This is a genomic window from Paenibacillus sp. MAH-35, assembly GCF_058135425.1.
Map to the genome: position 1 here is coordinate 286,895 of NZ_JBYUPU010000003.1, position 19,129 is coordinate 306,023.

Consider the following 19,129-nt stretch of genomic DNA (forward strand, 5'->3'; position numbering starts at 1 on the left):
AAGGCGCCGGGCGGTCTTTAGATGAATCCAACGAAATCGCCAGCTTCCGCGAACCGGGAAACCGCTTTCTTTCTGCCGGTTGCGAAATCAATTTGCACAATATTGACTTGCTGCCGCAGCTTCCGCACGATTGGCCGGATTCAGTCCGCCCGGACCCGGTTCGTTGCGGATACGCTCTTTCGCCCAACGCGAACACGGTCCCCCTGCTGCCCGCTGTCCTACTGATCCGCAGGCTCCTCCGCCGCGCTGCGCCGCTCGGCTCTCCACTGCTGCGGGCTGACTCCATAAGTACGTTTGAACAGCCGGGAGAAATAATGGATGCTGTTAAAGCCCGTTTCCTCGGCAATTTGCTGAATGCCCATCTCGGTATGGATCAGAAAACTCGTCGCCGCACTCAGCCGGAGATTGCTCAAATATTGCATGGGGGTCACCCCGGTCTCGCTTTTGAATACGCGTACGAGGTAGGATGGGTTGAAATGCACCTGCAACGACAGGGCCGCCAGATCGATCGGTTCGAAATAGTTGGACTCCATATGGCGCATTAACGTCTGGGCGAGTTCTCTCGTCGATTTGTAATGAGCGTCGAAGACGGTCCGTTTATTCGTGCGGAGCCGGTTTTGAACGAGCCGGATGATTTTTTGAATATCGAGCAGAACGATCTCCTCGTCATATTCGCCGTCGCCCGCGTACTTCGCTTCCAGGGAACGGACCAGCGCTTCGAGCGTATGGGCGATCGCCGTCATCCCGGGCGAGCTGTAATCCGCGTTCCGTTGCAGACTATTCCATCGGATAGCCTGCTCGGAGGTCGCAAACCGGTCATCCTCTTCCACATGAAGCTCGATAAACCAGAAGTCGATCGGCGTACGGTGGCACTGGAGACGATGCGGCGTATTGGGAGTGAGCAGAAACAAGCAGGGAGCGGCGCAAATATACGTCTCCCCCATCCATTCCAGATGAGCCTGTCCTCTTGTAATGTACAGCAATTCACTGTGAGGATGGGTGCCGCCGTTGTTTCCGATATCGTCCGGATGAAGCGTATGAGAATTGAACGTTCGTACACGCACAATGTTTCCTCCCTTTGGAAGCCATAGATCGATCCGGCCATGTACTCCCATTTTTAGGGTGAAATGAGGAACTGTCAACCCCGCTTTCTGAGGTGAAGCCGATGTCCTGTTTTTTGAGGCTTTTTTATTTCTCCGGACAAATCAAAAAGCCGCTCCCTTCCTGACTTGAAGGAAACGGCCGTTTTGTTCACATACCGTTTTACCGTGTGAACATTTGATCCCGATGAGGGCCTACCGATATTTGCTTCACCGGCACCCCGATCAGCTGTTCGAGCCGCAGCACATACGCCTGAGCTTCGGCCGGCAGTTCGCCGAACGATCGGACGCTGGAGATATCGGTCCGCCATCCGGGCATCTTCTCCAGCACCGGCTGCGCCCTCTCGAGCTTGGCGTTAACCGGGAATACGTTCGTCTCTCCCGCATCGGTCCGGTAAGCGGTGCACAACGAAATCTCGTCCAAATAACCGAGTACGTCCAAATTCGTCAAAGCCACCTCGGTCGCCCCCTGCACCATGCAGCCGTAACGCGTCGCTACCGCATCGAACGTCCCGACCCGGCGCGGCCGCTTCGTGACTACGCCGTATTCGCCGGCGTCCCCGCCGCGCTTGCGCAGCTCCTCCGCTTCCTCTCCGTGCAGCTCGGTGACGAACGGACCGGTGCCGACGCAGCTGGAGTACGCTTTCGTTACAGCCACGACACGGTCGATCGCATACGGCGGCAGCCCCGCGCCGACCGTCGCAAAGCCGGCCAGCGTCGAGGAGGACGTCGAGTACGGGTAGATGCCGTGGTCCGGATCGCGAAGCGCGCCGAGCTGACCCTCGACCAGAATTGACTCTCCTTGCCTCCACGCTTGCTGCAGCAGCTCCGTCGTATTGCAGACGTAACGCTTCAGCTTGTCGGCGTCGCGAAGCAGCTGCTTCGCCAGTTCCCCGGCCGAAAGCTGCGGTTTGCCGTACAGATGCGGCAGCAGCACATTTTTCGACTCCAGCGCCGTCTCCAGCCGCTCCAGCAAACGATCCGGGTCGTACAGATCGGCCACCTGGACGCCAAGCTTCAAATATTTATCCGCGTAAAAAGGCGCAATGCCTCTTTTGGTCGAGCCGAATTGTCTCGCTCCGAGCCGCTCCTCCTCCAGCTCATCGAACAAAATATGGTACGGCAGCACGAGCTGCGCCCGTTCGGACAGCCGGATGTCCGGCTCCGGTACTCCTTTGCTGGCCAGATTGTCCAGCTCCGCGAAAAAGTTTCCGGCATGAAACGCCACGCCCGGCCCGATTACATTCACCGTACCCGGACGGCAGACGCCCGAGGGCAGCAGATGAAGCGCAATTTTGCCATATTCGTTTATGATCGTATGCCCCGCGTTGCTGCCTCCCTGAAAGCGGACGACGTACTTGGACGTTCCCGCGAGCGCATCCGTTATTTTCCCTTTGCCTTCGTCTCCCCAATTGGCTCCTACGATCGCCGTTACTGGCACACCGCATTACCCCTTCCGTTCTTGTCATATTCCTGCAACACAAATTATAATGGAGATGTCCCTATAAATGAAATGAATATTAATAATCTGAGATATAAAAAGGATTGATACCCATGATTGAAAATATGGAATGGTACCGGGCGTTTTACGAGGTTGCGCAAACGGGCAGCTTCTCCAAAGCGGCCGAACGGTTGTTTATTACGCAACCGGCTGTGAGCCATTCGATCAAGCAGCTGGAGTTCCGGCTCGGAGGCGCGCTTTTTTTCCGGACATCCCGCGGGGTGAAGCTGACGGCCGAAGGCGAGGTGCTGTACAAATTCGTCTCCCAGGCGCACCATTTTCTTGAGAACGGGGAGAAAAAAATTGCCGAGATGCGCAATCTGATGGCCGGCGAGGTGAAGATCGGCGCAGGGGATACGTTGTGCCGTTATTATTTGCTGCCGCATCTGGACTCGTTCCACAGACAGTATCCGGAGCTTAAAATTCAAGTCACGAACCGGACGTCACGCGAAACGATCGCGCTGCTTAAGGATGGGCGGATCGACTTCGGCATCGTCAACCTGCCGATGCATAGCGACGACCGGCAGCTCCATATCCGGGAAAGCATGCAGCTGCACGATTGCTTCGTCGCCGGCCGGACCGGGCGGCCCGACCCCGAGTCGCCCCGATCGTGGGACGAGCTCGCAGCGCTGCCGCTGCTCATGCTGGAGAGGGGCAGCAGCATACGCCGCTATGTCGATGCGTTCGCGGAATCGAAGGGCGTCCGGCTGCAGCCGGAGATCGAGCTCGGCAGCATCGAGCTGCTCGTCCAATTCGCCGGCATCGGGCTGGGCATCGCCTGCGTCATCCGCGAATTCGTCGGGGTCGAGCTGGCCGACGGGACGCTGAGCGAGGTGCCGCTCGCCGACCCGCTGCCCCCGCGCAACGTCGGGCTGGTCACGCTGCGCGACGTGCCCTTGTCGGCTGCGGCCCAGCGGCTGCTGGAGATGCTGCCTTAGAGGAACGTCTGCGGCAGCAATCAGTAACCCGCTCCAAGGCAGCTTCCTCTTCCTCAGAGGCGGCTCCCTGACGGATGCTGTTCTCCCCGGCGCTCATCCGGGCAAGCCAGGTAATGCGCGGCGTTGCAATTTGACGCGGAGAGTGAATCAGCGGCGGGAGCAGCTTTGCGCGGGAGTTATTTTCGTTGGCAGGTAACTCTTGTACGCGCCGTGTGCAGCTCCCAGCACACGTTGTTTCGCCGCATGACAGCTGTCGGTCGCCCCCATAACGTATAGAGTAAATTGGTTTCGGGAGCATGTTGGGTTAATCGTGTATCGGCAATAGGAGGAAGTTGGCAGTAGTGAGTAAATTGGCGGTAAGAGTAGCTTTTTGAGGGAGTTACTTTCGTTGGCGGTAGTTGCTAGGAGTACTTTAGATAATATGTGACTTAATCGGCGTGTGCTTGGGAGGCAAATTCGTACAAGTCCCGGTGTTCGGATATTAAATTTCCAATTATTATATATTTTACTCTACATCCACAAAACTGGACGCACCTTTGTCGTACATCGGCTCCGTAGTGTACTTGTGTCGGGATGATCGCAAATCGAATCTAACAGATATTACCATTAGCACACCTGCTCTCTCGGCTACAGCATCATTAAGAGCTTTTTGCACCTCTTAATTTCAACAAACTTGGGCGCCAGACAAGAATAGCGGATGTTTGTGGAGATGGCCGAGGAAATGGGCCGCACGACCGACGGGTACTAAGCGCGGTCCAGATCCGGCAGCCGTAAGCGCCGCCGCAGCTTCTCCCCGGACCGAATCCCAACAAGAGAGCTTCCACACCCGCAAAGCGGCGAGTGCGAAAGCTCTCTCGTTTTATTTCCGACATTCCGACAGACCGCCGTCCTAGGGGTCGATCGCTTTGCGCTCCTTCAGCGAGCTTACGATCTGCTCGAAGCTGATCCCGTACATCTCCGCGATATCCCTCGCAAAGCTGAGTTCGCTCGGAGGTCCGGGATTCACGAGGTAGGTCCGTTTCCCTTTGGCTGCCGCAGGCCGGCCATCCCCCGATCCCAACCGCTCGACACCGGCGACCATACTGATCAGCTTGCTGTCGCCTTCCACTTCTTCGTTAATCCGCTCCACGCCCGCGGCCAGCTCCAGCAAATGCGTGGCATACACCGCCCGGCACCCTAACACGCGCATCCCTTTGACCACGTCCCGGGCCAGATGCATACTGTCCGCATGGCTCGTACTCGACAGCGATTCATTTAATAAAATAAGACTGGTCCGGGTTGCTTCGCCGAAAATTATGCTGATCCGCTTCGATTCTTCTCCCAATCGGCCGTTGTTGATATTCGGCTTCTCCTCTTCGCTGAAGTGAGTAAAAATCCGGTCAACCGGGCTGATCGCCCCGCTCCGTCCCGGCACGAAGATACCGGCCTGGAACAGCAGCTGAGTGACTCCGATCGCCCGGGTATAAGTCGTTTTGCCGCCTTGATTGGGGCCTGTCAGCAAAAAAATTCTGCCGTCCGGGCCGAACTCGACATCGTTGGCGACGATCGAATGGCTAAGATCCATTCCTGGATATTGGCGGGTCAAGCCGATCGACAAAATCAGGTCGGCCATTCCTTCGAGCCGGCAGATCCGCTCATCCGGGGCGGCCGTTTCCGGCTTGCACATCTTTAATCCTGCAGCGTTCATTCTGTGCGTCAACCGGGAGGCGCCGATATAAAACCCCAGCTCCGCCTCCAGATCGGCAACGATCCGGGTATTCAGATCGATATATTTCTTCAGCGCGTTCCCGATCGGGATAATCGAGTCGTTAAACAGCTCCACTAAGATTTTGGACATCCCCGCGTCCAAGGGCGTGTGGCTCAGCTTGCGGACCGGCTGATGCAAGGAAACGCCTTCGTACGACTCCTCGCCGGACTTCAGTCCCAGCAATCGGGACACCAGGGGACGCTTCTTCACAGTCTTCGATTCGAGCGCGACAATAACCGCGTCGGCCGGCTTAAACTCGTAATCCAAGTCGATCCGGATCGTCACGCTCGACATGCTTTGCAGCTTGTTCTGAAAATCGGGCAGCTCCTCAACAAGCGCCTGAAACGAATCTCCCTCCATCAACTGCGCGGTGAACCGAAGCAAACGCTGAAGCCCCTCGGAACGAATCTCCGACTTATATTCGGTCAAGATCCGGTTCAGCCCGGAGACGCATTCGACGTATAGGCCCAATATCTCCAGCTGCCAAGCTATATTGCGCAGCGGCTCGGCATTTTTCATATATTTCGAATGATTGTAAGTACCCAGCTTATGAAGAGCGGGCAGCAATTTCTCGAAGTCGTCGCCAAGTCCGGAGACGGAGCAGAAATCTTCCATAATATCGAGACGGTAGGCCGACGGGGAAATATGCACGACATCCCTGTACTGTTCCTTTAAAGCTTCCGACAGCCAGAGCAGGCTGACACGTTCGGCATTTGCCATGAGCTGAAGCACCTCCACATAAACAGACGGCGGATACCGTCGTTTCGCTTGCAAGCTTTTCCATTCATTATTTCAAATCACTGGAAAATGTCAACGGAAATTCAGGGGTGAATTTTATAGGACCCCAATTTCACTGTAAAGCGGAGGCTGACGCCCTTATTCTTAAGCTGCATCCGTTCGAAGAGGGGCTTACACCATCGGAAAAAGAAAGAACCGTCCGACAATCACCCGATGGTTCTTTGACGTGCAAACCCATACGCCAGCGCGTGGAAGGGAATGGATACTTTCGCTACAGCCGCTCGCTCTATAATCGTGTTGCCTTCATGCGGTGGTATGGCTAACGAACCCCGCATTCGTTATCGGAGCCGAATGCGGACGTTTGAATTTGTAACGAACTCTTGTATCGTTATTCCCGCCAAATCGGATCGTTTTTTCCACTTTCGGTTCGATAACGATGCCCGGATTCGTTACGACTGGAATAACGTCGTTTTTCAGCCATAAGTACGATCCGATTCGTTAGCCATCGAACGAACTTGAGAGAACAAGAACTCTAACGGACACAACGGTCGTTATTACGGTGAATTTCGATCCAATTGGTTTCTAACGGACATGGATGCAACTATTTGCTGGGAAATGTTACTTTTAGAGGTGGTTCGGAGTAAATAAGCGCTGTGGTGACCGTTACATTTAAAAAAACTGTTTTTTAGCGAAATAGCCTCCACCATGTCCGTTAGAGTATGGTTTAGCTTACATCCCGGGCTCATCTTCGCTTTAATACGGTGAAGAACATCAACATTCTGATCTCTTAAGAAGAGCTTCTAAACGCCCCCTTTGCACGATGAATGACGCTGCGTAAGTGGAGGCTTTTCTGATATGAAACCACTTTAACGCTTTATTAATGTTAAACATCCTTTAACATTCAAAAAAACAACAAACCCCCAACCACGGCCAAAGCGGCCGGTTTGGGGGTTGCTGCGCTTCTGAGGTTTGCTGCCCTCTAGTGAAACTCAATATCGATCTTTTTCTTCGGAGGAGGCTGCAGCTTGGTCATGCGGATCTCGAGCACGCCGTTGCGGTAACTCGCTTTAATCGCCTCTTCGTTCACTGCGGCGGGCAGCGTAACCGACCGGTGAAACCGGCCGTAAAACCGCTCCTGCCGATGCATCTGCTCGTCTTTCACCTCGTGAGTCCGGTTAACGGTTCCGGCAAATGTCAACATATTGCCGTCAACGTCGATATGCACGTCTTCCTTTTTCTCCAGTCCCGGCAAATCGCAGGTAGCCACCACTTCATGCTCGGTCTCGTGGATGTCGATCCGATGGGCGCCGAACTGCTGATCGCCTTTTACAAAGGCCGGAAAATCGTTAAACAGACGGTCCAGATCCCGTCTCCAGCCTTCCAGATTGCGAAACGAATCGTGCGGAATCAAAGCCATTGCCAATACCCTCCCGGCTTGTTTCTAGAATCGTTTTCCTGAATAGATTTCCTTCTCCCCGGTCCGAATATGCGTCATCGGCGCCCTGCGGTTATTTTTTTACCGGAGACCAGGAACGGACCCACACGCTTCCCAGCATCACAGCGGGAATAAGCAATCCGAACGTGGCGCTGAAAGCCCACCAGGTATGCTGAATGAACTGGTTGAAATAAATGCTCGTCGGCACGATGACGAACGAAGCTACGATAACAAGTGCCGCAAGCGGTAAAGATAGCACGTTGTCATCCTTCAGCTTCAACAGACGAGACGTCCCGATCGCCGCCGCATAAAAGCATACGAACAGCTTGACAAATAACGTAAGAAACCAGAGCGTCGCCATAAATACCTCGATCCGTTCGAGAAAATCGGCAATGCTGATTTTTTTGGCCAATACGAACGAAGTGAACAGTTGAAGAGTCGTAATCGGCGCTCCCAGGACAAGCAGGCAGATGAGGATCGTAACGGCCAGCACCAAGCTGCCGATCAGCATGCCGATTCGATAAGCTCTCCCGACCCGTTGCCCGGGCCGTATCGCCGGCAGCGCCATCATTAAAATAACAGTTTCGCAGTAATAACCGACCAGCAGGAGGCTGCCCCGCAGCACCGGATTCGCCCCTTTCTCGTACACCGGAAGCAGACGTTTCGGCTCAATTTCCGGAATAAGCAGCAGGATCAGCACGACAAACAAGAAAAGTACCAAATAAAAAAAAATTTCCGCCGAACGGGCGATCGTTCCGATCCCGAGACGGTACCCCAACACGACAACCGCCATAAACAAAATGAGGAACGACTGTATGGGGGTTTCCGGCATAATATGGGTCACCATAAAATCGCCTACCTGCCACAGCACCACCCCGGCATCAATTATAAAAAACAGGATCGCCGCCACTCCTACTACGGTCCCCGCCATCTTACCGAACGCCGAGCCGTACATCTCCAGCACATGCTGCCGCGGATATCGTCCGGCTAGCGCTCCGTACATCGTTACGATTGCCAGACCCGCCGCAATTCCAAGTACTCCCGACAGCCATGCGTCCTGCTGTCCTTCCTGCACGATTTTCGCTGGCAAATACAGGATAGTGTCGCCAATTACGAAAAGGGCGACGAGCAAAGTGAATTGACGCGACGTTACGATTCCCCGCTTCATGGCTGCCCTCCCTGCCGTCCAGCGCTGCTTACAAATCCGCCATCGTTTATACGGATTAATTTTTTCCAAATGACCGGGGGATATACGCCGGATTATAAACTGAATCCGATTGGTACATAATGGAGATAAACAAACGTTGAGGTAGCCGCCATGAACATCCGCCATTCCCTTGCGCAAAATATATCCCAGTTGAAAATGAACTTTGGGAACAGCAACGACCTGATCGTGCGGGAACTGGCATTAAGCCCGAAATGGGAAGGCAAGCTCGCGATCACCTATGTGGACGGGCTGGTCAACAAAGATTCGGTGTTCCGGCTGATGGAAACGATGCTCCTTCACAGCCATTCCATCGATCCGGACGATTCGACCGCCATTGTCCGCCACCTGGCTATAACCGTTGGCGATATAAGCTGCAAAACCGATTATGACAGTATCCAAACGGCCATGCTGTCCGGAGATACCGTCGTCTGGTCCGACGCTTCGGACGTTGCGGTCGTCGTAGACACCCGCGGAGGCGAGCTGCGGCATGTGGCCCAGCCGGTGTCGCAAACGGTCGTCCGCGGTCCTCAAGATGCGTTTACCGAAGCGATTCATACGAACATCTCGCTGATCCGCCGAAGAATCAAAGATCCGAACCTGTGGCTCCAGATGAAACAAATCGGCAAAGTAACGAAGACCGATGTAGCAGTTATGTATATCAACGGTCTTGTAAAAGAAGACGTGCTTGCCAAGCTGCAGGATCGGCTCGGGACGATCGAGCTTGACGGCGTGCTGGAAAGCAATTATATCGAGGAGTTTATTCAGGATGCGACGTTTACCGTATTCCCGACGGTTAACAATTCCGAACGCCCCGATGTTGTCGCTGCTGCGCTGCTGGAAGGAAGAGTGGCGGTAATCGTGGACGGGACGCCGTTCGTCCTGCTCGTTCCCGGGCTGTTCACCCAATTTATGCAATCCCCGGAAGATTATTATCACCGCGCCGATTTCGGAATTTTACGCGCGCTCCGGTATCTCGCCTTGTTTATATCGCTGCTTGCGCCCGCTTTGTATATCGCCATAACGACGTTTCATCAAGAAATGCTTCCGACCTCCCTGCTGATCAGTTTGGCGGCCCAGCGGGAAGGCATCCCGTTTCCGGCCTTTATCGAGGCGCTCATGATGGAGATTACGTTCGAGCTGCTGCGGGAAGCGGGCGTCCGGATGCCCCGCGCTGTCGGTACGGCAATTTCGATCGTAGGCGCTCTCGTGCTCGGGCAGGCGTCTGTCGAAGCTGGGCTTGTCTCGCCGGCCATGGTCATCATCGTATCGATTACCGCGATTACCGGCTTTATTTTTCCCAGCTTCGAGATCGGCATCTCCATCCGCTTGCTGCGGTTCGCCTTCATGGGGCTGGCGGCGTCGTTCGGCTTTTTCGGAATTATTATCGGAATGATTGCGCTTGTCCTTCATTTGTGCCACCTGCAATCATTCGGCATTCCGTACATGACGCCCTTCACCCCGTTTAACACCAAGGACCAAAAAGACAACGTAGTCCGCGTCCCTTGGTGGCAAATGAATCGCCGAAGCGGACCGGCCGCGGCCGGACGCGGGGGAACATCTTCCGGCGGCGATAAGCAGGCGTCCACCTCCCCTTCGGGAGAACAAGGACATCAACCAGACAAAACATAAGCGGGGGCGAATATGAAGCGGATAACGGCAACCTTTGCAATCAGCTTATTGGCGATCGCCCTGCTGTCGGGCTGCTGGAACCGCAGGGAGCTGAACGATCTGTCCATCGCCCTCGGAGTCGGTATCGATAAGCAAGGAGAGACATACCGGATATCGATCCAGATCGTAAATCCGCAGGAGATCGCCGCCCGAAAAGGTGGAGGGGACAACTCTCCCGTGACGATCTACGAGGAAACGGGCAAAACGATGTTTGAGATTTTCCGGCGGATGACGACGCATACGCCCCGCAAAATCTACATGTCCCATCTGCGGATGCTGATCATCAGCGAGGAAGTGGCCAAGGAAGGCATCCAAAACATATTGGACGTATTCGCCCGGGACCACGAGATGCGCACCGACTTTTACGTGATCGTCGCCCGGGATACCGAAGCGAAGCAGGTGCTCAGCATCCTGCAGCCGCTCGAGAAAGTGCCGGCCAACTTCTTGTACAAGACGCTGCAAACGTCGGAGAGCGTATGGGCGCCGACAGTCGGGGTATTTCTGGACGAGCTGATGACCGATCTGATGGCTACGGGCAAGGAAGCGACGTTAACCGGGGTCCGGGTAATGGGAGATGCGGAGGGCGGCATCACGGTCGATAATTTAAAGACGACGCGAACGAACGCCTTCCTCAAATATTCGACGATCGGGGTATTCCGCAAGGACAAGCTGGTCGGCTGGTTAAACGAAGAAGAGAGCAAAGGATACAACTACATTGTGAACCGGGTGAAAAGCACGGTCGGCGTTCTCCCTTGTCCGGGAGGAGGTCAAATGGACGTCGAGGTGATTCGGACCAAAACGAAGCTGTCGGGCAAAGTGGTGGACGGTCAGCCCGGAATAACGCTCGATATCCGCATCGACCAAAACGTCGCGGAAGTGGCGTGCAATATCGATATATCGGATCTGGATACCATAAACCGGATGGACCGAGAAGGGGAAAAGAAAATAAAGTCGATCGTGGAGAAAACCGTTCAGCGGGCCCAGAAGAAGTACAAATCGGACATTTTCGGGTTTGGCGAAGCGATCCGCCGCAGCGATCCGAAGGAGTGGGAGCGTCTGCAGGAAGACTGGGAGAAGATATTCCCGAAGGTGCCCGTTCAATATAACATTCAGGTAACCACTCTCAGAACCGGTACCCAAAGTAATTCTTTCATTAACAAGATGAAGCGGTGACATTTATGCTGGCAATAGTTGGGATCACGGCAGCTGGAATAGCGATAATCTGGTTGGAGCTCCCCAAGCTGCGAAAGCTCGGCAGACGGGAGAAAGCGGCGTTTTATACGTTCATGGCCGTGTCATTCGGCCTCGGCATAGCGAAAAGCCTCCGCGTTCCTCTGCCCAATCCGCTGGACTGGATCGCCTACGTATATAAGCCGTTCAGCGATTTTTTGTTCGGCTTGCTGAAATAACCGGGAGGAAGAGACCGATGAATCAACGGAAAATAACCGCCCGCCAGCTAAAGCATCTGGTTACTCTCTTTACGGTCGGCAGCTCGGCTCTGTTCATCCCGCTGAGCATATCCTCCCAAGCCAAGCAGGATGCCTGGATCTCGATCATGCTCGGTATGGCTTTCAGCCTGGGGCTGATAAAGCTGTACACCGTTATCAGCCGGCTGGCGCCGGGCTGCACCATTGGAGAGATGAACCGCAAATGGCTGGGCAAATGGTTGGGCTCCGCGGTAAACGTCCTGTATATATTCACCGCTCTCGCGACAGGCGCCGCCTCGCTGATCAGCTATTTGGGCAATTTTATCATCACCCAAATTATAGAGGATACTCCTGCGACCGTCATACATATCTTATTTACTCTTGTCGTATTGATGGGGATGCAATTAGGACTCGGAACGCTGGCCCGCGCTTCCGAAGTGATGTATCCGGCTTTCTTCATCTTGTTCGTCGCCTTAATCGTAATGGTACTACCTAATATGAAGCTGGAGCATCTGCAGCCCGCTTTTGCAAGCGGCGTTAAGCCGGTATTAAGCGGAACGCTGGACTATGTCAGCTTTTCGAGTATGCCCCTCGTCTTTTTTATGATGATTTTTCCCGGTCTGGTCGACGCGACGCGCCAAGAAGCCGTAAAAGCGTTATACATCGGGAGCTTGAAGGGAGGCGCCTATCTGCTGATCATTACGGTCGTATGCATCTCCGTGCTAGGATTGGAAAATACGCTGCAGCAAGTATACCCGAGCTATGCGCTTGCCAAAAAAATCAACATCGCCAACTTTTTGACCCGAATCGAGGTCATTATGGCTACACTGTGGATCATTTCTTTGTTTTATAAATTGATCATTTATTTTTATGCCGGACTCAAAGGAATCGGCCAACTGCTCAAGCTGCAGGACGACACGGTGCTAATCGCTCCCGTCTGCGTGCTTCTTGTCGTGATATCGCTGACGATGTACCCGAATGCCGCATATTCAAAAATGTGGGACAGCAAAATATGGCCGCCTTATATTCAGACGTTCGGGCTGCTCCTTCCCCTGCTGCTATGGGTCGTCGGATCGGTACGAAGCGCAAGGCAAGGGAAAACCCGACAGGGCTCTCCGACTTCGGGCGCCGGACAATAAACAGCCCCGGCCATCGCCGCAAACAAATCGACAGCCGGGGCGTTTCATTTAAGTGTCGGTTAGTCGTACGATCCGACTTTAGCCCATACCCGCCGGAATGAGATCCCCATGCTGGATCTGGACCATCTGATAATATTTGCCCTGCCGCTTCATCAGCTCGTCGTGACTGCCGCGCTCGACGATCCGGCCCCGGTCGAGGACCAGGATGAGGTCGGCGCTGCGGATCGTCGACAGCCGGTGCGCGATGACGAACGTCGTCCGCCCCTTCTTGACGACCTCGAGCGCTTTCTGGATCAGCGCCTCTGTCTCGGTGTCGATATTGGACGTCGCTTCGTCCAGAATCAGGATCGCCGGATCGAACGCCAGCGCGCGGGCGAACGAAATCAGCTGCCGCTGGCCGGCGGACAACGTACTCCCTTTCTCGATCACCGGCTCGTCGATGCCTTTGGGCAGATGCTCCAACAGCCGGTCCGCACCGACGTCGGCAAGCACCTTCAGGATACGCTCGCGTGTGATCGAAGGGTCGTCAAGCGACACATTCGAGCCGATCGTGCCGGTGAACAGGAACGGGTCCTGCAACACGATTCCCATATGCTGGCGCAGCGTCTGCTTCGGCACCTGGCGGATGTCGGTGCCGTCGATCGAGATCGTTCCCCGCTCCGTGTCGTAAAACCGGAACAGCAGGTTCAGGATCGAGCTTTTGCCCGAACCCGTATGGCCGACCAGCGCCACCGTCTGCCCCTGCTTCGCCTCGAAGCCGATTCCTTTCAGCACGTACTCTTCTTCCTTGTAAGCAAACCATACGTCGTCGAACTTGACGTCACCCTTGAACCGGTCCATCCTCCGGTCCGACACGTCCTCGCCTTCCTCGTCCAGCAGCACGAATACCCGCTCCGCGGAGACGAGCGCCGTCTCCAGATTCGGCAGTTGATTGACGATGTTGACGATCGGATTGAACAGCCGGTTCAAATAATCGACGAACGCGTACAAGACGCCCAGCGTCACGACCGCCCCCGGTCCCGACAAGGCGGTGCCGCCGAAATACCAGATGACGGCGACGAAGGCGATGTTCCGGATAACCCCGACCAGGTTGTGACCGGTGAACGAATTCAAGTTCAGCAGCTTGTTGCGGAACGTAAACAGTCTGGAATTAATCGCTTCGAACTCCGCCTCGATCCGTTTCTCGCCTCCGAACGCCTGAACGACCGGCATTCCTTGGATGGATTCGTTGATCACGCCGTTGATTTCGCCGACGGCGGACCGGATCGTCCGGTTGTAGCGTTTGGCCTTGCGGCCGTATACGTAAATCCAGACGGCCAGCACAGGCAGGATGAAGAGGCAAATGGCGGCGAGCTTCACATCGAGAATAAATAAAGCTACAAAGATGCCGGCCATATACAAAGCCCCGGTAAAAAAGTTCGCCAGCACCGTTACGTACAGCTCGCGGATCGTCTCCGTATCGTTCGTTACCCGGGAGACGACCTTGCCTGCCGGCAAATTGTCGAAGTAGCGGACCGGCATCCGGTTCAGTTGCCCGAATACGTCTGTCCGCATATCGCGGATAATCCGGTTCGCCGAAGACTGCAGGAAGTAGCGCTGGCCGTAGGAGAACAGCGCGGATACAGCCAGCAGGCCGAAGTAAAACCAGCAAAGCCGGATCATGCCGGCAATCTCCGGGCGGAAAAAGCTGAACGTTTCTTGCGCCGTCAACTGGCGCGCTTCGTATGTGCGGGATTCGGCACCAGACTGAATCCGTACCTCCCCCCGCTCCGTCACGGAGCGCGAGCCGTCGAAGGCGATGCTGCCATCTATAAAGTAGTAGGCGGTGCCCGCCTGAACAATCCGGACTTCCGCTCCTTTCGGCTCCCCTTCCCCGAACCGGTCCTCCCGCTTGTAGGCCGCCCCGTCGAATGTGACGGCAGCGGCGCCGGCCGATTCCGCGCGGAACCAGGGCTTCTCGATTCCAGAAATGTGCAGGTCGATCATCCGCTTCGCGACGAACGGACCGGCCAATTCAGCAGTCACCGCGACGGCCAGCATTAGCAGCGCCAGCAGCAGCTGCGTCTTGAAGCCGAGCGCGTACTTGATCAGCCGCGCCAGCGTCTGCTTCTTGCTGCCCGCCGACCGGTCGATATCCAAATCATAATGCTCCATATCGCTCATCTATCGTTTCACTCCCCTCCGGTCCGTTTCATCTCCAGCTGCTGCACCTCATACTGCTCCTTATACCAGCCGCCGAGCCGGATGAGATCGTCGTGCGTTCCTTGCTCGGCGATCCGTCCCCCATCCATAACGACGATCCAGTCCGCATGCTGAATGGCGGACAGCCGGTGCGTGGCGATCAGCGTCGTCTTGCCGGCTCTCGCCGTACGGATGTTCGCCACGATCTCCGCCTCGGTGCGCGAATCGACAGCCGACAGCGCGTCGTCCAGCATCAGAATCGGCGGATCGGATACGAGCGCCCGGGCTATCGAGGCGCGCTGCTTCTGGCCTCCGGACAGCGATACGCCTTTCTCCCCGACCATCGTCTCCAGCCCTTTCGGCAGGAAGCTCATATCTTTGCGCAGCGCTGACACGGCGATCGCCTTCTCCAGTTCCTCCGTCGAGGCACCGCCGGTCCGGCTGCCGAATGCGATGTTCGCGCGTACCGTGCGGGAGAACAGGAAGTGCTCTTGCGGCACGTAGCCGTACCACGACTTCAGCTGTTCAGGCGCGATCGCTTCGATCGGCGTGCCGGAGATGGATACCGTCCCTTCTCCCGGCGGATATTCCCGCAGCAGCTGCTTGATCAGCGTCGTCTTGCCGCTTCCCGTCCGGCCCACGATGCCGAGCGTCATGCCCGGCTCCAGCGTGATCGTTACGTCGCGCAAATTATCGACCGGCGAGGACGGGTAACGGAACGTAACGTTGTTGAACTCGATTCTCTCGGGTGCATCGACCGTTACCGGAACCGCAGGAGGCGGAACGTCCTGCTTCGAGCCCAGCGCCGCTCCGACCCGGTCCAGCGAGGCGCTTCCCCGCTGCATAATATTGATCAGCTCGCCGATCGCGAACATCGGCCAGATCAGCATGCCCAAGTAGACGTTAAACGCAACAAGTCCGCCGATCGTCAGTTCGCTGTTGTAGACGAGGTAGGCGCCGTAGCCGAGACCGATCAGGTAACTCGCGCCGGTTAATATTTTCATCGTCGGCTCGAACAAGGCGTCGATGCGGACGACCGCAATATTTTTGTCCAGCACGTCCCCGGTTACGGCGGCAAACCGCTTCTCCGCCTCGCGCTCTTGCACGTAGGCGCGGATGACGCGAATGCCGGATATCGTCTCGAGCACCCCGTCGTTCATATGGCCGAATGCATCTTGCGCGTCCATGAACCGTTTATGAATCCATTTGCCGTACAGGCTGACCAGCACCGCCATGATCGGCAAAGGCAGGATCGCCGCCAGCGTAAGCTTCCACGAGACGAAAAACACCATCGTGACGAGCAGCGTCGCCATCCAGATCGTCGAATCCAGAAAGGTCAGGATGCCGAAGCCCGCCGTTTGCGAGACCGCCTGCAAGTCGTTGGTCGCCAGCGCCATCAGATCGCCGGTCCGGTTCCGTGCATAGAAGGAAGGCGTCATCTTCAAAAAGTGCCTCATGAGCAAGGAACGCTGCATCCGTTCCAGCACGAACGCCCCGCCGAACAGTTTGTATTGCCAATAATAGTTCGTAATGTACGCAATGAGCGTAATGCCCAGCATAATCAGCAGCGTGACCGTAATCTTCTCCCAGGTCAGCGCGCCGCTCTGAATCGCATCGATCGATTGCCCGACGATCATCGGCGGTACGATCTCCAGAATCCCCGCTATGATCAGCAGCGCGATCGCGAAAATATACCTCTTCCGTTCCAATTTGAAAAACCAGCCTAGCTTGTGCAGTACCGACAGCATCTCTCTCTACGCTCCTCTCCTTAGGGCCCGCCTGAGCCGGTCCAGCGCCGGCTTCGTGTATGCCTCCCTTCTCCATCAACCCAAAAAAACACACCGCCCGAAAAGCGATGTGCTCCGTTAAAGAAAACGAAAGGCGCACGCCACGAGCCTAAACGTGACCTGCGCCTTGAATACGGCAGAGCAGCGGACCGCGCTTACCGCGTCCGACCCGATCTCCCGGCTGCCAAGGAAGCCAAGCCACCTGTATTGAAATTCCGGATAAAGCGTTGTTGATCTGCGCGTTGACGGAATTCCATACTGAGCATATTGGCTTCTCCTTTCCGGGACTCAAGTAATTCGAACCTATCTGTTACGTTATCACGGCCGGATTTCGTCTGTCAATCGTTCTTCCTAAGAAAAAACAACTATAATCAATGTAGACCCGCATCACCCGCGATACGGGTGTAAGGTCAGTACTTCAATTTGCGGCTGGATATGTTCGCGGTCACCCGGTGGCCGCCGGCTGTATTCACATGGCCGCAATCGATCGGAGCCGGCCCGACAAATCCGCTTTCCTTGCCTTCGATGGTCAGTAGCCCGGGTTCGAGCGTAACGATCGCATAAAGCGGGTCCTCATAGGGCGCTGACTGCGCAAGAATCGGATACTTTCTCGTAAGCGCTTCGGAATAGCGAATTACGTTGAACGTAGGACCCATGTAGTAGTATGACATGCTGTTGATATGAATGTAATAAATATCGTCGATGACTTTGACGCCGTCCAGATGATTGTGGCCGTTCAGGCAGGCGACCACTTTGCGAAAACCGGCGGCTTCATTGGCAGTACGAAGAATCGCCCTCACCTGTTCCCCGTTCTTAATGCCGAGCTCCGAATCGTCCAGGTTTTGGTGACTGAAGATGAACGTAGGTTTATTCGTCCCCGCCAGATCCTGCCCCAGCCATTCCAGCTGTTCGGCCGATATATGGTCAATATGACCCGGATGCCGGACGTAATTGCCGAATTCGTAATCGATCTCTCGATCGTCAAGCTTGATATAGTTGGCGTCCAGAACGACGAAATGATACGGGCCCCGGTCAAAGGAATAATAGCTCCGATCCATGCCGATAAAGCTCATGACGGTCTTTTTATCGTTTTTATCCATATCGTGATTGCCGAGCACGTGATAGCGCGGTCCGTTAAACTCATTCCATATCGACAGAAAGGAACCGTTTTCCGGAATCGGATGGCAAAAATCGCCCAGTTGGATAATAAAGTCTACCCTCTCCGCATTCATGCGGAGGATGAAATCCTTTAGCCGTTTCTCGGCGTTATACATCAGGTCTTGATGAACATCGGCCATAATGCCGAATCGGATAACCGGCTTCGCCAACCTGCACCCCACCTTATCTTCACCGTCCTCCCCGAGGATCGTTATTCTTTTACCGAACCAAGTACTATACCGTGTATAAAATACCGCTGCAGCAACGGATAGATGAGTAGGATCGGAATCATGCTGACCATGACTTTAGCGGCATTCAGTCCTTGGTCGGACGTTTGCATCATAATCTTCAACTGCTCCGGATCGAGTCCTTCCAACTGAGCCGGCTGAAGCAGGAAGGAGTTGATATACGTTTGCAGCGGCATTTTTTCCGGAGAATGGATCAGCAGCAGGCCGTCGAAAAAAGCGTTCCAATGCCCGACGACACTGAACAAAGTCACGGTCGCAAGTGCCGGAAGCGAGAGAGGAATGTAGATGTTCAGCAGCAAGTACCACGGTCCGGCTCCGTCCATCGCCGAAGCTTCATCCAGTTCTTTTGGTAAGCTGCGGAAAAAGTTCATCAGCAGGATGACATTAAACACCGGAACCGCTCCTGGTAGAACGAGAGCCCAGATCGTGTCGATCAGTCCGACCGCTTTTACCGTCAAATACCATGGGATCAGGCCACCGGAAAAGATCATCGCAAACACAACCGCCCACATGTACACGTTCCGTCCTCTAAACTTGCTGTTGTCCCTCGATAGAGGAAAAGCCATTAGCACCGTGATCAGAAACTGCAAAGCTCCGCCCAGCAATACTCTCTGCAGGGAAACGATGAACGATTGAAAAAACTGCGTATCCTGCATCAAAGTTAGATAGTTATAAAAGCTGAACCCAATCGGAAATAAAGTCACTGCACCCGAAGTAACGGCGGCCTTATCGCTTAAGGATACCGACACCGTATTTAAGATTGGAAATAACGACAGAAACGCAATAAGAACTACGATAATGATAATGGCCGTATCCGTGATTTTTGTGCCTAGCCTATTGCTGTGGACAATCAAA

At 54.9% G+C, this 19,129-nt stretch carries 14 protein-coding genes; 5 read left to right on the forward strand and 9 right to left on the reverse strand.

The window, feature by feature from the left end; genetic code table 11:
• Positions 1-218: 218 nt before the first annotated feature.
• The gene (locus AC3Y2E_RS04735; RefSeq protein ID WP_379207675.1) at positions 219-1,064 is read right to left on the reverse strand and encodes an AraC family transcriptional regulator; all 846 of its coding nucleotides are present in this window, start codon (positions 1,062-1,064) and stop codon (positions 219-221) included.
• A gap of 199 nt (positions 1,065-1,263) precedes the next feature.
• Complete coding sequence (locus AC3Y2E_RS04740) at positions 1,264-2,541, reverse strand: adenylosuccinate synthase (RefSeq protein WP_379207677.1); 1,278 nt, start codon at positions 2,539-2,541, stop codon at positions 1,264-1,266.
• A gap of 113 nt (positions 2,542-2,654) precedes the next feature.
• Here AC3Y2E_RS04740 and AC3Y2E_RS04745 point away from each other — a divergent pair, with 113 nt between their 5' ends.
• Positions 2,655-3,539 (forward strand): LysR family transcriptional regulator, encoded by an 885-nt coding sequence (locus AC3Y2E_RS04745; protein ID WP_379207680.1) that lies wholly within the window; start codon positions 2,655-2,657, stop codon positions 3,537-3,539.
• An 889-nt stretch (positions 3,540-4,428) separates the two neighbouring features.
• On the opposite strand, the gene AC3Y2E_RS04750 is transcribed toward AC3Y2E_RS04745, so the two are convergent.
• The 3 genes from AC3Y2E_RS04750 to AC3Y2E_RS04760 all read right to left on the reverse strand — a co-directional run bounded on the left by AC3Y2E_RS04750 (position 4,429) and on the right by AC3Y2E_RS04760 (position 8,627).
• Positions 4,429-6,006 carry a MutS-related protein gene (locus AC3Y2E_RS04750; RefSeq protein WP_379207683.1) on the reverse strand — a complete coding sequence of 526 codons (1,578 nt, stop codon included), beginning with the start codon at positions 6,004-6,006 and terminating at the stop codon, positions 4,429-4,431.
• A gap of 997 nt (positions 6,007-7,003) precedes the next feature.
• Complete coding sequence (locus AC3Y2E_RS04755) at positions 7,004-7,441, reverse strand: Hsp20/alpha crystallin family protein (protein WP_379207685.1); 438 nt, start codon at positions 7,439-7,441, stop codon at positions 7,004-7,006.
• A gap of 91 nt (positions 7,442-7,532) precedes the next feature.
• The gene (locus AC3Y2E_RS04760; RefSeq protein ID WP_379207687.1) at positions 7,533-8,627 is read right to left on the reverse strand and encodes a GerAB/ArcD/ProY family transporter; all 1,095 of its coding nucleotides are present in this window, start codon (positions 8,625-8,627) and stop codon (positions 7,533-7,535) included.
• 150 nt (positions 8,628-8,777) lie between these two features.
• Here AC3Y2E_RS04760 and AC3Y2E_RS04765 point away from each other — a divergent pair, with 150 nt between their 5' ends.
• Genes AC3Y2E_RS04765 through AC3Y2E_RS04780 form a run of 4 tightly spaced genes read left to right on the forward strand, consistent with a single transcriptional unit; the run spans position 8,778 to position 12,900 of the window.
• Complete coding sequence (locus tag AC3Y2E_RS04765; RefSeq protein ID WP_379207689.1) at positions 8,778-10,295, forward strand: spore germination protein; 1,518 nt, start codon at positions 8,778-8,780, stop codon at positions 10,293-10,295.
• Between the two features lie 12 nt (positions 10,296-10,307).
• A complete protein-coding gene (locus tag AC3Y2E_RS04770) occupies positions 10,308-11,507 on the forward strand; it encodes a Ger(x)C family spore germination protein (protein ID WP_379207691.1) in 1,200 nt (399 codons plus the stop codon).
• Positions 11,508-11,512: 5 nt separating this feature from the next.
• On the forward strand, positions 11,513-11,743 hold the full coding sequence (locus tag AC3Y2E_RS04775; RefSeq protein ID WP_379207693.1) for a hypothetical protein: 231 nt from the start codon (positions 11,513-11,515) through the stop codon (positions 11,741-11,743).
• A gap of 17 nt (positions 11,744-11,760) precedes the next feature.
• A complete protein-coding gene (locus AC3Y2E_RS04780; RefSeq protein ID WP_379207695.1) occupies positions 11,761-12,900 on the forward strand; it encodes a GerAB/ArcD/ProY family transporter in 1,140 nt (379 codons plus the stop codon).
• Positions 12,901-12,978: 78 nt separating this feature from the next.
• On the opposite strand, the gene AC3Y2E_RS04785 is transcribed toward AC3Y2E_RS04780, so the two are convergent.
• The 4 genes from AC3Y2E_RS04785 to AC3Y2E_RS04800 form a co-directional block, all read right to left on the reverse strand.
• A complete protein-coding gene (locus AC3Y2E_RS04785; RefSeq protein WP_379207776.1) occupies positions 12,979-15,054 on the reverse strand; it encodes an ABC transporter ATP-binding protein in 2,076 nt (691 codons plus the stop codon).
• A 17-nt stretch (positions 15,055-15,071) separates the two neighbouring features.
• The gene (locus AC3Y2E_RS04790) at positions 15,072-16,829 is read right to left on the reverse strand and encodes an ABC transporter ATP-binding protein (RefSeq protein ID WP_379207698.1); all 1,758 of its coding nucleotides are present in this window, start codon (positions 16,827-16,829) and stop codon (positions 15,072-15,074) included.
• Between the two features lie 449 nt (positions 16,830-17,278).
• Complete coding sequence (locus AC3Y2E_RS04795) at positions 17,279-18,196, reverse strand: metallophosphoesterase family protein (RefSeq protein WP_379207700.1); 918 nt, start codon at positions 18,194-18,196, stop codon at positions 17,279-17,281.
• 41 nt (positions 18,197-18,237) lie between these two features.
• Complete coding sequence (locus AC3Y2E_RS04800) at positions 18,238-19,128, reverse strand: carbohydrate ABC transporter permease (protein ID WP_379207702.1); 891 nt, start codon at positions 19,126-19,128, stop codon at positions 18,238-18,240.
• Position 19,129: the final 1 nt, after the last annotated feature.

Bases quoted from the DNA above. Each gene is read 5' to 3' on its own strand.
- AC3Y2E_RS04785 (WP_379207776.1), bottom strand. From the start codon at position 15,054: ATGGAGCATTATGATTTGGATATCGACCGGTCGGCGGGCAGCAAGAAG.
- AC3Y2E_RS04745 (WP_379207680.1), top strand. From the start codon at position 2,655: ATGATTGAAAATATGGAATGGTACCGGGCGTTTTACGAGGTTGCGCAA.
- AC3Y2E_RS04790 (WP_379207698.1), bottom strand. From the start codon at position 16,829: ATGCTGTCGGTACTGCACAAGCTAGGCTGGTTTTTCAAATTGGAACGG.
- AC3Y2E_RS04760 (WP_379207687.1), bottom strand. From the start codon at position 8,627: ATGAAGCGGGGAATCGTAACGTCGCGTCAATTCACTTTGCTCGTCGCC.
- AC3Y2E_RS04765 (WP_379207689.1), top strand. From the start codon at position 8,778: ATGAACATCCGCCATTCCCTTGCGCAAAATATATCCCAGTTGAAAATG.
- AC3Y2E_RS04780 (WP_379207695.1), top strand. From the start codon at position 11,761: ATGAATCAACGGAAAATAACCGCCCGCCAGCTAAAGCATCTGGTTACT.
- AC3Y2E_RS04750 (WP_379207683.1), bottom strand. From the start codon at position 6,006: ATGGCAAATGCCGAACGTGTCAGCCTGCTCTGGCTGTCGGAAGCTTTA.
- AC3Y2E_RS04770 (WP_379207691.1), top strand. From the start codon at position 10,308: ATGAAGCGGATAACGGCAACCTTTGCAATCAGCTTATTGGCGATCGCC.
- AC3Y2E_RS04755 (WP_379207685.1), bottom strand. From the start codon at position 7,441: ATGGCTTTGATTCCGCACGATTCGTTTCGCAATCTGGAAGGCTGGAGA.
- AC3Y2E_RS04775 (WP_379207693.1), top strand. From the start codon at position 11,513: ATGCTGGCAATAGTTGGGATCACGGCAGCTGGAATAGCGATAATCTGG.